This is a genomic window from Moorella sp. E306M, assembly GCF_006538385.1.
In the GTDB taxonomy this organism is placed as follows: Bacteria; Bacillota; DSM-521; order Neomoorellales; family Neomoorellaceae; genus Neomoorella.
The window spans coordinates 2224777-2241622 of record NZ_BJKO01000001.1 but is presented as its reverse complement, the minus strand read 5'-3'; the positions used below and the strand labels follow the sequence as shown (position 1 = coordinate 2241622).

The following is a 16846-nucleotide window of genomic DNA, read 5'->3' as shown; positions in this document are numbered from 1 at the left end:
ACTTCTTCGACGGCTGAGGTCGCTCAAACCTATACCTTCACCGGCCGCTGCCAGTGCTGCTAATATTTTAAGACCCTTCTCCAGGGACAGGACGTAACCTTCATTTTGGGGCAAAGCCATCCACTCCAGAAACAAAACTTCCTACAATATATTGTAGCACCATTTTGCGTGGGGGAGTATCTCTTGCGTTTGTCAAAATAAAAGTGATTCACTATGGCAAAGTAAATCTGTTCCAGTTGTGCTAATAAAAAAGTGATCCACTACTCAATGTGGAAGCGTTGAGGATGGAGAGATGGTGCCTATCCTTTCCCTGGGGAGGGGTAGGCAGCACGAACGACGAACAGTCGTCCTGGCTGCCCCTGGTCTATAAGAAAAATCTAATCAAAAGAACATCTCTTTTTCATTTTATCAATAGCTTCCCACAGCCCGTTCAGGTAGGCGATTCCTAGTGCCCTGTCATACAGGCCATAACCAGGTCTACCTACTTCTCCCCAGATCATCCTGCCGTGGTCCGGCCTGATATATCCCTGGAAATTAATATCATGGTATGCCTTCATAATCTCAAACATATCCAAAGAGCCGTCCGAAGATAAATGGGAAGTCTCGTCAAAGTTACGGGGCGAATGTATCTTTATATTCCTTACATGTCCGAAATGTATCCTTCCTTTAGCCCCGAAATAGCGTATAAGTGCCGGAATATCGTTGTCCGGATTCGCCCCGAGGCTGCCACTGCACAGGGTAATGCCGTTGTAGGGGCTATCCACAAGGTTCATGATCTTCTCTAAGGTTTCTTTGGATTTTACAATTCTGGGCAGGCCAAATATGGACCACGGCGGATCATCGGGATGAATAGCCATTTTTATATCGACCTCTTCAGCCACAGGAATAATTGCTCTTAAAAAATACCCCAGGTTTTCTAAAAGCTTTTCCTCATCCACATTCTTGTATTGTTCAAACAACACTTTTAATGTTTTAAGCCGTTCAGGCTCCCAGCCAGGGAGTTCAAAACCGTTGGAGTTAGCTTCCACCTCTTCCACTATCTTATCGGGATCCACCTTCTGTACCTTTTTCTCTTCGTAGGACAGGGCAGTGGAACCATCCGGCAGAACCTTCGCTAAATCTGACCGCGTCCAGTCAAATACAGGCATAAAGTTGTAGCATACGACTTTAATACCGAATTTCGCAAGATTTCTCAAGGTCTGCATGTAGTTCTCAATATAGCGGTCCCGGCTGGGAAGTCCAAGCTTGATATCTTCATGGACATTAACACTTTCTATGACCTCTAATTCCAGTCCCGCATTCTTTACTGTGTCCTTTAATTTCTTTATTTTTTCAACTGGCCATACTTCACCCACAGGTACATCGTAAATGGCGCTTACAATCCCGGGCTTTCCCGGTATCTGCCTGATTTTTTCCAGAGAAATACTGTCATAACCTTCTCCGAACCATCTGAATGTCATTTTCATATCTCTCACGTCCTCTCTCAATATTACCCTAAATACTTTTGTAATATATTCCTTACAGCATTAGGTCCGGACACCATTTCCTTGAAATAACCCTCAATTTTTTCTCCCAACCCTACTTCATAAAGGTTTAAACCAAAAATGTTTTTATTTACCAAAATAGGCTTCAAGCTATCGCCTACAGTTCCTGTATTACCCAGTCTGACTCTTGATAGGTGCGACTTTAGTACATTTAGCATAGGGTCGGGGCTCAGCGGCATTTCTTGACCCTTATCATCCAGGCCCAAAAGATACCTGCACCAACCCGCAATTGTCAGAGGAATATAGGTAAGACTTGCTGGATCCAGATCCTCTCTATCACGATAGGCTTTGATGGTTTCACCGAATCTTATACCAATCTTTTGGGAAGTATCTGTAACTATTCTTTGCGGTGTATCAGGTATAAAGGGATTGGGCAACCTTTGTTCTATGACTTCTCGTATAAAAGCCTCGGGACTTAATATACCCGGATTTATAACAACAGGGAGACCTTCTTCATACCCTATCTTCTCTACCAGCTTCTTTAATTGGCTGTCCTTCATTTCGTCCGCTATAAGATTATATCCCAGTAGACATCCAAATACCGCCAGTGCCGTATGCAGAGGATTCAGGCATGTACAGACCTTCATTTTTTCGGCCCTATCTACCGTCTGCCTATCGGTAAACAGCACCCCCGCTAATTCAAGAGGCAGGCGCCCATTGGGGAAGTTATCCTCAATAACCAGGTACTGGGGTCTTTCGGCATTAACGAAAGGCGCAATATAGGTATTTTTCTTGGTACACATGATTTCCATGCCTTCAAAACCTGTGGCAAGTAATGAGGCCTTAACAGCCTCAGAAGGTCTGGGCACAATCTTGTCAATCATGGTCCAGGGGAAGCTTACTTTGCTTTCATCGTTGATATATGTTAAAAAACCACTCTCTACCAGCCCATTTTCCACCCATTTTTTGACAATTGTTTCAACGGATTCATGAAGCTTTTCCCCGTTATGGGCATAGTTATCCATACTTACAAAAGCAATGGGCAGTTCGCCGCTTTTGTATCTTGTATAGGCCAGTGAAGCAACTTTAGATATGATATGCCTGGGTTGTCCAGGCCCGTCATGCATATCCTTCAATACTTCATCAAAGTATTCTCCTGACATATTTTTTAGGCTATATCCCTTTTCCGTAATGGTAAAACTAACCATCTGCAGAGAAGGTTTTGTAAAAAATTCTTTTAACCGTTCCCAATCATGTTCTCGTGAAACATCTCCGACCATCCCTTCGCTTATACTGCCAACGACTTTTTTATCCAGGTTTCCGTCGGGGTTCATGATCACAAGCAAGCTCAAGTTATCATACGGGATATAAATCTTATCGATGATTTCGAAATCAAATGCTTCCACTGCCACAATTCCCGTTTGGGCCTTTCCCATATTGAGAAGCATTTGCTGCAGCATGGCAATAAATCCTCTAAATATATTACCGGCACCAAAGTGTATCCATACCGGGTTTTCCCTGGTAACCGCCGCAACTTTGTCGTAATCGAATTCCGGTAGTTCAATTCCTGCATTTTGCCAGGCATTTTTATTTTTTATACCCTCTCTGCTCAAGTTAGGCAACTTCGTTTATCCCCCCTGAACATACCTTAAACTCCAATTGCTCTTCCTTAAATATTTCGCCCGATAAAATTCCAGAAATTATTGCTGAAAAGATCCTCTATATCCCTTTTGATTTCTTCTTCAGTAACCCGCCAACCGTTTTCCAAAAGAAGCTGGTATTTTTTAGTTAGGATATCGGCTATAATTTTCCTGAAATGTACCCATTTATAGATTAGATGTTCCAGTACACGAGCGTCTGAGTGCTGGGGAATAAAAGACAGTCCAAGGGTGTCCAACCGCATGCTGGTAATCTCTTTAACCATGTCAGGATTATTTAAAAACCACCAGCATCCAAATACCATTAAATTCCTGAACTTCCTTGCAGTCACTACAAGCTCGTGCTGGTTTTCTTTGGAAAGCATGGTTACTAAAAATTTATTTTTAGGATAAGTCCTGCACAGGTATTCAATTGACCTAATATCCGCTTTGCCCACGGAATCCGCTGCCAGGCCCAAATAAGGATTTACCAATCTTTTTACCCCGATCATCAAAGCCAGGGGTATTTTTACTTCCCTGCAGATTGGGAGAACACATTTTTCCAGTATTCTCGAGCGGTAAGAATCCTCCGGAACCGTAAAATCTGGCGGTAAGGAAACTGCCATATAGACAGCGTTAATTTTTTTCACCCAATCTTTGAGGAAAAGTTTAATTGCGTTTATCGTATTCTCATCCAGGCACCTGTCTACCCGGTAACCCAACTTGATTAATTCCCTGTGATTTTTTTCATAGTCATTAAGCAGCGGATCAAGCCTTAAAGCGGCTTTAAATCTGGGATCCTTATTACCGACCTTTTCCCACCATTGTCTTTCAGTAGCATCGAAAGGGTCATTAGTCATGATTACTTCTTTTACTCCGGCCAACGCAAAAATTCTGTTCACATATTCAGTTACCGGAATTATACTGCTCTGCTCCCTGAAGGCCTGTAAATCCCTTTTGTTTACATCCAGCCCCAGTCCCTTCAAAACCGTTAATACGCCCCGCTGGGCCTCGCTTATGGGCGAGTGTTTAATAAATAAGGTTTGAAAAATCAGTTCAGCCTGCTGCATCTTGGGCAGGCTAAAGAATTCTTCATAATCCATCGTGGTATAGCGGAAAAACTCGGCAATTAAGTAGTGATACGTTAACAGCTCATCTATGCCATATAAGAACATATCTCCAAAATCAGGAGGATAAAGATGAGTATGAATGTCGGTTACTTGAACCCGCTCAACTTCCTTTGTAACTACTGCTGCTAAAGTATTTTGATTGACAACTACCATATTTTTCTCCTCCATTAACCTGCTATTCCCTATGGTTAGCTAGCTCATATACAATCCACCGTTAACATCTATGGTTGCTCCGGTAATATAATCGGCATAATCGGATGCCAAAAACATGGCAGCCCCAACTATATCTTCTGGAGTTCCCGCACGTTTCAACAAAATCTCTGACGCCATTTTTTCAAATACTTGCGGCGAAGTAATCTCAGGGTTATGAAACGGTGTACGGATCAGGCCAGGGGCAATGGCATTGACCAGGATGTTATATTCCGCCAGTTCCCGGGCCAGAGAGCGGGTGAAGGTACTGATCCCGCCTTTAGCCGTTGCATAGGTAATACTACCGAGCCCGCCACCATTTTTGGCGGCAACCGAGGTGATATTAATTATCTTTCCTTTACCCTGGGCTTTCATTAACGGCAAAACGGCCTTTGTCACCAGGAAAACGGATTTTAAATTTACATTTATAATCCTATCCCACAATGCTTCATCAACTTCTTCAAACCTGGCCCTTTTGATCATCGAGCCTGCGTTATTTATGAGGATATTTATACGACCGAATTTTTCTTTAATCTTACTAACCATGGCTTCCACTTGATTTTTATCAGCAACATCGCCTCTTACGACAAGTGATTTTCTTCCCATTAGCTCAATTTCTTGCGCCAGGCTTAGCGCCGCTTTTTCACTGTTGTTATAGTGGATTACTACATCAGCCCCATGCCTGGCAAAACCTAATGCCATAGCCCGGCCAATTCCTGTGCTGCTACCGGTTATCCAAGTTACTTTTCCTTCAAAAGAAAACATCGCTTCTTTTCGGCCTCCTTTATTAGCATTTTGCCGCTGCTTTTATAAGGGCATGGATATTTTCTCCCGGCGTTCCGGGTGAAGTACCGCCGCCAGCCGACAAGATAATCCCCGCCTTGCCGCCATGTTGATGCAGGCAATCCCTTGCCGCCTCTTCAACCTTATCAGGCGTGCCGTTGGTGAGTACATCCAGGGGTGGGATATTTCCTAGCAAGCATATCTTCTCGCCCACCAGCTGTCTTACCCTGGCTATATCCTGCAGATGGGTAAAGTTGAAAATATTTATTGACAAATCCTCCAGGTAGCTAAAACAAACTACATTGTCCGAATCGTTATGATACATTTTTATGCACTGGGGAAACGCAGTAAAAATTTCTTTCAGGTAAGGATGGGCGAACTCCAAATAATCTTCCTGGGAAAGGAAACCAACTATGTCGTCTAAAACCATAATACCTTCAACTTCACTCAAAACTTCGGCCTGGGCTTCAAGCCAGTTTCTGGTAAGCGCGGCGGTCTTTTTCAGCAATTTATGGGTATTAGCAGGATCGGTTTTCAGACCGATCAAGAAATTGGTGACGCCCATTATGTGAGAGGCAATGGTTAAAGGCCCCCTGGCAGCAACAACTTTTATACACCGGCCAAGATCTTTCACCCTGGGTTCAATATTCCTGTAAATATTCAATACAAAGGGCATCAAACCGTCAGTTCGGGGATCAGGAATAGGTATATCCTCCGCTTCTTCAGGAGAATTGATTATATGATTGATGGTCGGCGTCCTGTCAGGATAAAAATTTATTTTGCAGCCAAAGCCGGAGGGTTCTGTTGCCATTCCATATTCAACCCAGAAACCGGGTAAAAAGATTATTTCTGGAAACTCCTCTATAATTTTCATATTTGCATCCAGCCATTTATCGGGCATTGCAAAATAATCTATTGTGGATATGCCTACATAACCCGGAATCCATGGGCTGTCCACAATTAAACCTACAGGAACCTGGTTAAGTTCTTCCATATTAGCACACTTCTTGACGATAGACCATTGATAAGAATTCATAAATTATTAATCCTCCCCTGCAAGAAATTATCTTATTAATCCAGGTAGAAACAGGCTAATCTGGGGAAAAGCGACTATGATGATAATTATAATGATTAACGCCAGTAGGTAAGGTAGGCTTTCTTTTACAAAATTTTCGATTGGGATATTACCTAGAGAACAAACTGTATACATATTGACCCCCACAGGGGGTGTGACCCCGCCGATCTGGACCATAATCGCCATTATAATACCGAAATGCACGGGATCAAAACCGGCTTTTGTTATTATCGGGAGAAAGATTGGCGTTAACAATAAAATGTTGACTGTGCCTTCCATCAGCATCCCGGCTATCAAAAGAAAAACGATAATTGTACCCATGATAATATAAGGATTCTCGGATATCCCCACGATGAAGCTGGCCAACTTCACCGGGACTTTTTCGTAAGCCAGCACATAACTTACAACTGCCGCCATGGAAATGATAAGCAAAATCATCGCGTTATCTTCTGCACTGTCTTTCAAGGATGCCTTTAATTTTACCCAATCCAGTTCACGATATATAAATTTACCAACTAGAAAAGCATAAACTACTGCAAAAGCTGACGCTTCGGTCGCCGTGAAAATGCCGAATCTGATGGTAACCACCAATATTACGGGAAATAAAAGTGCCCAGATGCTATCTTTTACAGCTATAATCAATTCTCCAAATGATTTCCTTTTGATTCTGTCATCTGTATCATAGCCTCTTTTTTTGGCATATAAATATGTGGTAAACATCATTACCAGGCCCATAAGGATGCCGGGAATAATACCTGCCATTAGTAGTTTCCCAATAGAAACCTGGCCTACAAAACCATACAACACCAGACCGATACTTGGCGGGATGATTGCCGTAGTAAGTGAGCCGAAAGCCAGAACTGCCGCTGAAAACCCATCAGAATACCTCTTTTTTCGCATTTCCGGTAACAAAATCCTGGTTTCCATGGCTACATCAGCATTAGATGAACCAGATACACCCCCCATGAGCATGCTTAAAACAATCGAAGCTTGGGCCAATCCTCCTGCCATATGCCCGGTAAGCGCGTCGGCCAATTTCATCAAACGCGAAGTTATACCGGAGGCGTTCATGATATGGCCTGCTAAAATAAAAAATGGTACAGCCAAGAGTGGATAAGACTGGGTTCCGGTTATCATCCGCTGGACAACTACCGGCAGGGGCACGCTGGCCTGGGTTAAAAAGTACATTATACCCGCTATTCCAAGGGTAAATGCAATAGGTACGTTTAATAAGAGTAAGATGACAAACGTCAATACAACCAGTAACACGCTGGTTCCCCTCGCTTTTTCTAGTCCTATAATTAACTATTAAAACCCCTTATCAGTTCCAGTATTTTTGTTACTGTCGTTAGACACATTAAAAACGTCCCCGCCGGAACTGCCATCGTAACAAGCGCGTAACTAACTGGTAAATCGCCTAAAATCCTACCGTTATTAGCAACAGTGAGAGACACTCCCACATAGGTAATAAAGACAAGAAATATTAATATCACTAAAAGAACAATTATCGAGGTTAAATTTCTAAGACTGGCAGGCAAACGTTGCGTGAAAAAATCTACCCCCAGGTGCCTGTCCTTCCTTAATACCTGGTCGGCACCAATATAGATAAGCCAGACAAATAAAGCCTCGGCTACCGTATCGGCCCCGTTAATAGGATATCCTATATAACGCATTAACGATGAAAAGAATACTACCAGAACTATAGTACCTAATAGCCATACCATTAAAACGCTTTCTATTCTGTCAATCAACCCGTTTAATCGCTGCACTGTTCTATCCTCCCATACTAATGTTGGAGGGTAACGTGGTGGTACGCTAGTACACTCTGAATACCACCACGTTACTTATTTAAAGACCTATTTCCCCAGCACTTTATTAACTTCCTGGCGTAAATCCTGGTAATTCAACTTGCTGTAAACTGTTTCGGTTTTATCTTTGAAAGGTTTAATATCTACTTCATTGATTACAGCTCCGGCGGCAGTCATTTGATCTTCTAACTCTTCTAGGTTGCTTATGAGTTTGTTGGTCGTAAAGTCTCCAGCCTTTACGGATTCCTCGATCAAGATTTGCTGGTATTCTTTAGGGAGTTGTTCGAACCACTTCGTTCCTACGACCAGGCAGTTCCAGAGCTGTATATGGCCGGTTTTTGTTATATACTTGGCAACCTCATATAATTTAGCACCATAAGTCGCAGGGTCCTGGGCTTCGGCACCATCGATAACTCCCTGCTCTAATGCAGGGTAGGTTTCTGTCCACGGTAGAGCAACAGGACTTGCTCCTATTGCTTTAATAGTTTCTTGCCAAACCGGCGAACCCGGAGTCCTTATTTTTAAACCGTTTAGATCTTCAGGTTTAGAGATTGGTTTTTTAGTTATAAAATGACGCGCTCCGGTGTAATAATTAAAGGAAAGCACCGTCAGGCCTTTTTCCTGGGCCAGCTTATCGGTCCATTTTTTGACCAGATCTGATTTTACTAGTTTCTGCATTTCCTCTACACTGTCAGTAAGATATGGGGCTAACAAAATGCCTATCTCCGGTACCCATACTCCCAGCCGACCGGCGTCCGAATTAACCGCGACATTTCCTCCCAACATAGCTTGTTGCAATAAATCTTCATCGTTGCCCAACACGCCATTTGGATAAAGTTCAACCTTCACTTTACCGTTGGTCCGTGCTTCTACCCCTTTTTTGAACTCAGTATAGCCTAGGTATACAGGATCCTGCTCATTTATGACCATATGAACTTTAAGGGTATATGTTTCGCTATTCTGTTGTTTATCGGAGTTTTGCTGATTATCCGCCGTAGACTTGCCACATGCACTCACAAATAGCATTGTTAGTAACAATAACAAAGGAATAATTAACTTTTTCCGTATTTTCATTTTTACGCTCCATCCTTTCTATCGATTTTGCCCAAAGGTTTTTAATGCCATTTTGCGTGCCTGCTTTTTCTTAAGGTTTTTCAAGCTTAAGCCCCCACCTCCAAGAATTTTTTATTTAATTTAAGCATCCCCCCTCAAAGAATTGGCTACCATATTGTTTAATCAATATCCTTGTTTAATCTTTTAATATTCAATTGGTCTAGATAATATTGTAGTTGCTAACTGTACAATTTTTTTAAGTAAATATCTTCTCTCTGTTATGCTATACAGCCTTTTTGCTTTTATACACCTCTTCCCTCTCGCTTGGCACTTTTGTGCCTATAGCAGCCTATATTAATAAACATCCAACAATGCATCGACCCCTCCCTCAAAAAGAGCCCTGATGGTAACAGCACACGCACCGTAAAAACCGGTATCCCTTCGCATAGATGATAGTTCAATTTTCACCTCCCGCACTAGCTCTGGAAAAGCATGTTTTTGCACACTTTCTCTCAATGGTTCTAGTAAAATGTTGCCCGCTTCAGTCAGTATACCGCCAATAAAAATTGCTTCTGGATTAAAAACATTGATTATGGCCGCTACGCCTTTGCCAATATGCCAGCCCGCCTGTCGTATCAGCTTCCAGGCATATGAATCGGCTTCATTAGCATTTGCAATAATATCTTCTATCGTCACGTTACCCTTTTCCAGCCAAAGTGCTTTTAAGGGATCTTTTTGATTATATAAGGCGAGCTCATTATTGGCCTTGCGCACCAGGGCCGGTACTGCATACAGGCTCTCCAGGCAGCCGTTATTACCACAGTTACAAAGAGGACCGTCTTCGTTTATTACAAGATGGCCGATTTCGCCGGTATAACCTTTAAATCCATAAGCCAGCATACCATTAAGAATAATACCCGCACTGATACCCTCGCCCAAGTTAATGTAGGCCATATTTTTAGTCTCTTTGCCAAGGCCAAAACTATATTCAGCCAATGCTGCCGCATTGGAATTATTTTCAACAAAGACCCTTATCCCTATCATTTCCTGTAACCATTTTTCTATTGGAATATCACGCCATTTTTTACCCAGATTGGGCGAACGTTTCACTACTCTTGTACTAATATCAACTAATCCGGGGTAGGCAACTCCCATACCGAAGATTTTTTTCTTATCAACGCCGCTTTCAATTATTATTTTTTTTACTTCATCGGCAAGTAGAGCTAGTCCCCGCTGGGGATCTGTCATGTCGATGCTGTATTGTTTAATCATCAAAGGTTTAGCACCGAGGTTCACCATCCCCAGAGTGGTATTGTTTCTTGTTATTTCTGCTCCAAGAACATAACCGGAATCCTGGTTAAATTGTAATTTGACAGGACGCCTTCCACCGCTAGATTTTCCCAGGCCCATTTCAATAACGTAACCTAATGCTACCAAATCGCGTATAATACCTGTTATTGCTGCCGGCGTAAGACCAGTTAACCTAGCCAATTGCTGTCGAGAAATGGTATTATGCTCCCTGATAATATTGAGGATGCTGATCCTGTTTAGCTTTTTTACTAACTGCAAGTTGCTTACATCATTTGCCATATATTTATTGTTCTTCCTCTCAGTAAACACAACCTTAATTATTGGCAAAGCGTCTTTTTTAATTTATTTTATTTTTTGGGGCGCTCTTGGCTTTATCAAGAGCGTTGTTTATAAGTCTTATAGTAATTAAGTACCATACTTTTTTAACTGTGTTTATTTATTCGACGTCTATTATCATTTTCCTGCTGGTTACAAAAGCTTTTAAAAATATTTTTAAGACCAAAGATGACCGGGTCGAAACCCGAAACTTGCATCTGAAAATTGCGGTTCGGCTTACTCGGCAGGTCTCCCCGGGTAAGAACATTGACCTTCGCCCCGCGCCCGCCCCATATACTCTACCGTTCCTTGGCAGCCTGGGATTTCGCTATGTTTCGCCAGCTCATCTGGGCGGTTTAGCCTCGTATGGGGTTCTTGTTCATTGGGCCATGGTTTTGCCTCCGGCTTCCTCCGGATCCCACCTCGCGATGAGCACCCTTGCTTTGGGCTAACAGGCTGGTGTTGCCTCGCCTGTAGTGGACTTTCATCACCACGTCAGCGCCCATGCCGGGCACATTAAAAAGCGGAACTGGTAGCAGTTCCGCTTTAATAATAAATAGATGCTCTCGACCTATCTTTATTTATGAAGCAGAAGATAGTTCTTTATAAATCGACATATATACCTCCCTATCCCTTACGACGCAGCCGGTCCTGCCGCCGTCACGCATAATCTGGGTGCAGCGGCTGCAGGCAATGCAAACCCGGCGCTCATCCAGCTGACCATTGGTGAGCAGGTCCCGGGCGAAATCGGGATAGGCGAAGGCAAGCCTGCCGGCACCGGCCAGGGTTGCCGCGCCGCGGGCGATATTGGCGGCCGCCGCGTGGCCGAAAAACTGCCGCAGCCAGCTGTAGCCGCTGCCGACCACGGCCAGTCCCGGTTCGGCTTCCTGTATCTCCCGGGTAATCTTAAAAAGCCGGGCGACGCTCTCCAGGGGATGCTCCGCAGGAAGGCCCGCCCCCTTGGGCGGAGTATCAAAGGGGCGGGTAACTTCCGGGTTTGTATAATAAGGATTGCCGGCCGAAATGCTGACCAGCGTTACCCCCTTCTCCTTGAGGAGGCGCACAAGCCGGATGGGTTCGGAAAGGTCGGCGCGGGTATAATCTTCAGGATCAACGCCCCAGCCGTAGGGATAGGGATGGGCGTCGTAGGCGTTTAACCTAACGGCCAGGATAAAGTCATTGCCTGTTCTGGCCCGTACCTTTTCAATTGTTTCCAGGAGAAAACGCGTGCGGTTTTTAAAATCGCCGCCGTACCTGCCCGTGCGGGTATGAGCGGCCAGCAGTTCCGACAAAAGGTAACGGTGGCAGGCCTTGATATCCACCCCGTCAAAGCCCGCCTCCCGCGCCAGCAGGGCCGCTTCCACGTATTTATCTTGAAGCTTTTCCAGTTCGGCGTCGGTAACCGGTTCCTGCTCGGGAACAACCCCGGCCCGGGCGTCTAAATGAGGGTCATGGTAAGCGATTACCGGCTGCGGCTTGCCGTAAGGCTTGCTGTAGCGGCCGGAATGGGTTAACTGCAGGATGCACAGGGGACGGTGGCCGGCCCCCATGCTGTCTCCAGCTTCCCGCCGGGCCGTTTCCAGGAGCTCCTTAAAGGTATGGACGTTGCTGCGGTTGATATAAAGCTGCCGCGGGTTGGCACGGCCCTCTGGGACGACGGCGGTAGCCTCGAACCAGAGTAAACCCGCTCCCCCCCGGGCAAAGCGCCGGTAGCGGCGGAATGTCAGTTCGGACGGGCTGCCGTCTTCGCTGCCGTCACATCCTTCCATAGGATGGACGGCCAGGGAATTGGGCAACTCCCGGCCGCCGATCTTTGCCCGTCGGGCCAGGGGACGCAAATCTTCGGTGAGTTCTATATCCAGATTTAGTTCGGCTATCTTTTCTTTTAACTGCATAAGGTTTTTGAAGTTAAATTTACTGAAAGGAGCCATAAAGCCATCTCCTTATCATGAATCAGGTTCTTCGTGTTTCGTTTGATGGAACAGGATCGTGTTGCGACCGCCATTGATAATGAAGCGCTTCGCTCAGGCAATCCAAGCAAAAATGTCACATCCTGGTAATTATGAATCCCTGCCGGCAGGCAAAAGCAGGGTAAATTTTTTCCTAAGGCCGCACTGGCTCGCGCACTGTCAACACCATCTGCCCGTCCTTACGGCTGATGACCAGGTAGCGCTGCCATTCCGGGTCCCGGCGGGATACCGGGGTAACATCGGTTGCTTTAAGAAAACGCAGATGGGGGCCGCGGCTCTCATCCCGCTGCAGGGCCGTCCGCAGGATCATTTCCGCCACCAGCAGCATGTTTTCGTTCTCCAGGGCGTAGGCCAGGCCGTGCTCGTCGACCCGCTGCGCTATTTTCTGCAGCGCGGATAGCTTTTCCAGGCCCAGCCGCAGCCCCTCCTCTGTCCTCACTACGCTGGCCGCCCGGTTCATCAGATCCTGCAACCTCCGCCGCAACTCCCCGGCCGGTATGTCACCTTTATCAAGCATATGCTGCGTCCGGGCAAGAAATCCCTCAATCTCGGCCGCCGGCACTTCTACGGGGGGTACGCTGACGGCTTCTCTGGCAGCCTCTTCCCCGGCCAGGCGGCCGAAGACCTGGCCGTCCAGCAGGGCGTTGCCCCCCGGCCTGTTGGCCCCGTGTTGGCCGCCGGCCACCTCGCCGGCGGCATACAGGCCGGCAACAGCCGTCCTGCCGGCCTGACTGATTTTCACCCCGCCCTGGAAGTGCTGGATGCAGGGCGCCACCTCAATCATGGCGCCGGCTTCCAGGTCCAGCCCTCGCTCCTTTAGCCAGGCGATACTTTCGGGATTAATTTCCTTCAAGCGCTGTAAAGGGCTGGCCAGGCGCTTTTCTGTCCCCAGGTCGACCGTAATTTCGCTATAATAACGCCGGTGATTTTCTTCCACCAGTTCGTCCCATTGGAATCCGGCCGGGTTCCGGCTGTAGTCCAGGTAGACCTTACGCCCGGCAGCAATTTCCTGGTAGACGGCCACGTCAATGATGTGGGTGGGATGCTCATAGGTAACCGGCCAGCTTGCTCCCTTGCGGAATAGCAGGTTCATTACCACCCTGGACGGGGTACCCGGCGGGAAATAGCGTCCCAGGAATTCTTCGCCCCGGTCGTTAACCAGGCGGGGCAGGGCGCGCAACATGCTCCCCGAACAATTTAATTTCGTCTTCAGGGAGGCCAGGCCGATCTGGATAAATTCCATGTTGACGAGTTCGGCGCCGGCGGTGTAGGCCAGGGCGTAGCCGTCACCAGTCATGCCGCCGGGAAAAACATTGGTCCGGTAAACCTGGCCCGCACCTCCGGTGGCCAGGATGACCGTCCTTGCGGAGATAACTTTCAGGGCGGCAGCCGGGTCATGCCGCTGGCGGGTATCCAGGGCCAGGGCGCCGGTTACCCTTCCCTGGCTGGTAATTAACCGGGCGACCATGGTAAAATTCAGGACCTGTACCGGCAGCTGACGCAAACGCTCCACCAGGGCTTCTTCAATATGAATAGCCGTCTTGGGGCCGGTATAGCAGGCCCTGGGGAAGTCGGAGCCATCGGTCACAAACTGGCGGGCCTTTCCCCCTTCTTTCACGAAAGGGACACCCAGGGCATCAAGGTAGTTAAAGGCAGCTTCAGCTTCCCGGGCTAACGTTACGGCCAGATCCCAGTCGGAGACCAGGCCGCCGAGGCGGTAAATATCTTCGGCATGGTAGCGCCACGCGTCTGCACCCCCCGGCGGGGTATGGGGTAAGGTTGCGTGGAAGGCCATGCGATCGGAGCAGGCCGTGGCCGTCACCCCGCTCCTGCCCAGCCTCCCCTTTGTGGCCAGGACTACCTTTAAATCAGGGTTATACTCCTGGGCGGCGATGGCCGCCCGCAGGGCTGCCCCGCCGCCGCCGATAACCAGGACATCGCAATTATAATGTTCCATCTTATTCCTGCTCCTAATTACAAGGTCAATATTTATGGCATAAGTACTGCTTTCACGGCTTCTTTACAGGCCATCACCTCTAGTGCTTCATTAACCCGGGCCAGCGGGAAACGGTGGGTAATCATCCGGGCAAAAAGTTCAGGCTGCGCCAGGATCATGGCCATGGCCCGGTAAACATGGCGGGTGTCGCTGACCCACACCCCCTGTAAACGGATATTGCGCCGGGCCAGGTGCTGATAACCGTCAAAGGCGAAGGTCCCTCCCGGCTGGCCAAAACCCATGCTGAGGACCGCACCCCCAGGTCGCACCAGGGTAATGGCTTCCAGCAAAGCTGCAGCATTGCCCGCAGCCTCGACGACCAGATCGGCGCCGCGGCCGTGGGTCAGGTCCATGACTATCTGCCGCCGCTCCTCATCCTGAACTTCATGGCGGTCCAGGATAACAGTGGCCCCGAATTGCCGTCCCATTTCCAGGCGTGTTTTAGAGCCACCGCTCACAATGACTGTAGTTGCTCCATAAGCCCGGGCAAAGGCTACGGCAAACAGGCCTAAAGGCCCGGGGCCGATAACAACCACCGTGTCGCCAGGTTCTGGCCGCACCAGGTCGAAGCCGTGGGCCGCTGTAGCCCCTGAACAGGAGGCCGCCACCAGCACCGCGGGGTCAACCCCCGCCGGCACCCGGAATATGTCCGCGCCGGGCTGCAGAATGATATATTCGGCATAACATCCGTTTAAATACGGCGGTTCGGTAGTGGTAATATTAATTCCCTGGACGACCCGGTTGGGGCATAAAGACGGTTCCCGCAACACGGCGCAGTAATAGCAGTGGCCGCAGGAAACACCCCGGTTCCAGAAAATAAGGTCGCCCTCCTTCAGTTCTTCACCTTCTACCGTTAGCTTTTTTCCTTTAATGGCGGCCACCTCGCCAACGCCTTCGTGGCCCAAAATCATAGGTAACTTGACGCGCGGGTCCTCTCCCTGCCAGATGTGCAGGTCAGAGCCGCAGATACCGGCGGCTTTTATCTTTACCAGCACCTGCCCCGGCTCCAGGTTGGGAATGTTTATTTCCCGTGCCGTCAGAGGTTCATTAAACGCTTCTAAAACATAGGCTTGAGCTTTCATGCTATTCCCCCGTGTTCTGCCATGTATGCTGCCAGTACTTGTTTCAGGTAGAGCACGTTTTCCGGCGGGGCTCCGTAGGGAACAACGCCGCATCCCAGGATAAACCCGCCGCCAGGTGCCCCTTTGGCCAGGACTTCTCTGGCCTGAGCAGCAATCAGCTCTTTGGGACCTGTTTCCACTACCCGTGCCTGGATGCTGCCCCGCAGGACGATACCTGCCGCCCGGGCCTTTGCTTTATAGGCCACCAGGTCGGTACCGTAGTCAGCCATGAGAATGGAGGAACCTGTCTGCACCAGCCAGTCGACAATGGGGGTGGTATTGCCGCCGCTAATTAAACCGACGCTGGCGGCCCCGGCGGCCTTTAAGGCAACAATTAACCCTTTTTCCCGGGGAAAAGCAAATCGCTGGTAGAGTTCCGGCGAAAGCAAAGGCGGCGTTATCCAGGATTCGTTAATCGATATACTTAGACCCCGTTTAATCATGGCCGTGCCTACTGCCAGGCCTACTTCGGCGGCAAAATCCAGCAGGGCGCCGGCAAAGTCCGGTGCGGTCAACAAATCTAATATAAAGTTTTCATAACCCCGGAGCAGGGCGGCCAGGGTAAATGGTCCCACCATAGCGGCGCCTACGGCCACCTCACTGCCGATAACCTCCCTCACCCGGCTGGCGGCGTCCAGGAGTAAAGGCAGGCGACCGTCATGTTCCGGATCGGGTACCCTCAGGCGGGCCAGGTCGGCTGGACAGGAAACGATGGGGCCGGCAATGGCCGGAATGGCTTCGTCGTCGAAATACTGCACCGGGCAGCCCAGGGCTTCGGCTTCGACGTTATAGATATCGATGCCGACCGTAACCAGGTCATGGCCGTACAGCTCATAAGCCCTGAGCTGTCCTTTCACGATCAGTTCCGCGCTCCTGGCCATTTTTGAAGGCGTTACCCCGATTAAGGCGGCGGCATGTTCATACACCACAGGGACGAAAGGAATTTTATCCCTGTTAAAAAATCCACCCACAAT

The 16846-nt window shown here is 48.0% G+C and carries 13 protein-coding genes and 1 pseudogene; all 14 read right to left on the bottom strand.

The window, feature by feature from the left end:
- Positions 1-18: 18 nt before the first annotated feature.
- A pseudogene (locus tag FLZ89_RS16650) lies at positions 19-120 on the bottom strand (IclR family transcriptional regulator); the annotation flags it as partial.
- A gap of 257 nt (positions 121-377) precedes the next feature.
- Entirely contained in the window at positions 378-1466 is a 1089-nt protein-coding gene (gene uxuA, locus FLZ89_RS11535) for a mannonate dehydratase (RefSeq protein ID WP_141305002.1), read from the bottom strand.
- Between the two features lie 23 nt (positions 1467-1489).
- Positions 1490-3106, bottom strand: a complete 1617-nt coding sequence (locus FLZ89_RS11530; RefSeq protein ID WP_141305001.1) for a mannitol dehydrogenase family protein — start codon at positions 3104-3106, stop codon at positions 1490-1492.
- Positions 3107-3153: 47 nt separating this feature from the next.
- Entirely contained in the window at positions 3154-4404 is a 1251-nt protein-coding gene (locus tag FLZ89_RS11525) for a glucuronate isomerase (protein ID WP_141305000.1), read from the bottom strand.
- A gap of 39 nt (positions 4405-4443) precedes the next feature.
- Complete coding sequence (locus tag FLZ89_RS11520; protein WP_141304999.1) at positions 4444-5205, bottom strand: SDR family NAD(P)-dependent oxidoreductase; 762 nt, start codon at positions 5203-5205, stop codon at positions 4444-4446.
- A gap of 22 nt (positions 5206-5227) precedes the next feature.
- Positions 5228-6259, bottom strand: a complete 1032-nt coding sequence (locus tag FLZ89_RS11515; RefSeq protein WP_141304998.1) for a uroporphyrinogen decarboxylase family protein — start codon at positions 6257-6259, stop codon at positions 5228-5230.
- 27 nt (positions 6260-6286) lie between these two features.
- Positions 6287-7567 (bottom strand): TRAP transporter large permease, encoded by a 1281-nt coding sequence (locus tag FLZ89_RS11510; protein ID WP_141304997.1) that lies wholly within the window; start codon positions 7565-7567, stop codon positions 6287-6289.
- Positions 7568-7599: 32 nt separating this feature from the next.
- Positions 7600-8067 (bottom strand): TRAP transporter small permease, encoded by a 468-nt coding sequence (locus tag FLZ89_RS11505; protein WP_141304996.1) that lies wholly within the window; start codon positions 8065-8067, stop codon positions 7600-7602.
- An 87-nt stretch (positions 8068-8154) separates the two neighbouring features.
- The gene (locus FLZ89_RS11500; RefSeq protein ID WP_141304995.1) at positions 8155-9180 is read right to left on the bottom strand and encodes a C4-dicarboxylate TRAP transporter substrate-binding protein; all 1026 of its coding nucleotides are present in this window, start codon (positions 9178-9180) and stop codon (positions 8155-8157) included.
- A gap of 333 nt (positions 9181-9513) precedes the next feature.
- The gene (locus FLZ89_RS11495; RefSeq protein ID WP_141304994.1) at positions 9514-10749 is read right to left on the bottom strand and encodes an ROK family transcriptional regulator; all 1236 of its coding nucleotides are present in this window, start codon (positions 10747-10749) and stop codon (positions 9514-9516) included.
- Positions 10750-11366: 617 nt separating this feature from the next.
- Positions 11367-12716, bottom strand: coding sequence for an NADH:flavin oxidoreductase (locus tag FLZ89_RS11490; RefSeq protein WP_141265005.1), 1350 nt, complete (start codon positions 12714-12716; stop codon positions 11367-11369).
- 172 nt (positions 12717-12888) lie between these two features.
- The gene (locus FLZ89_RS11485; protein ID WP_141265006.1) at positions 12889-14712 is read right to left on the bottom strand and encodes an FAD-binding protein; all 1824 of its coding nucleotides are present in this window, start codon (positions 14710-14712) and stop codon (positions 12889-12891) included.
- Positions 14713-14744: 32 nt separating this feature from the next.
- Positions 14745-15833, bottom strand: coding sequence for a zinc-binding dehydrogenase (locus FLZ89_RS11480; RefSeq protein WP_141265007.1), 1089 nt, complete (start codon positions 15831-15833; stop codon positions 14745-14747).
- Entirely contained in the window at positions 15830-16843 is a 1014-nt protein-coding gene (locus tag FLZ89_RS11475) for a uroporphyrinogen decarboxylase family protein (protein ID WP_172613584.1), read from the bottom strand. The genes FLZ89_RS11480 and FLZ89_RS11475 overlap by 4 nt, the downstream gene beginning before the upstream one ends.
- Positions 16844-16846: the final 3 nt, after the last annotated feature.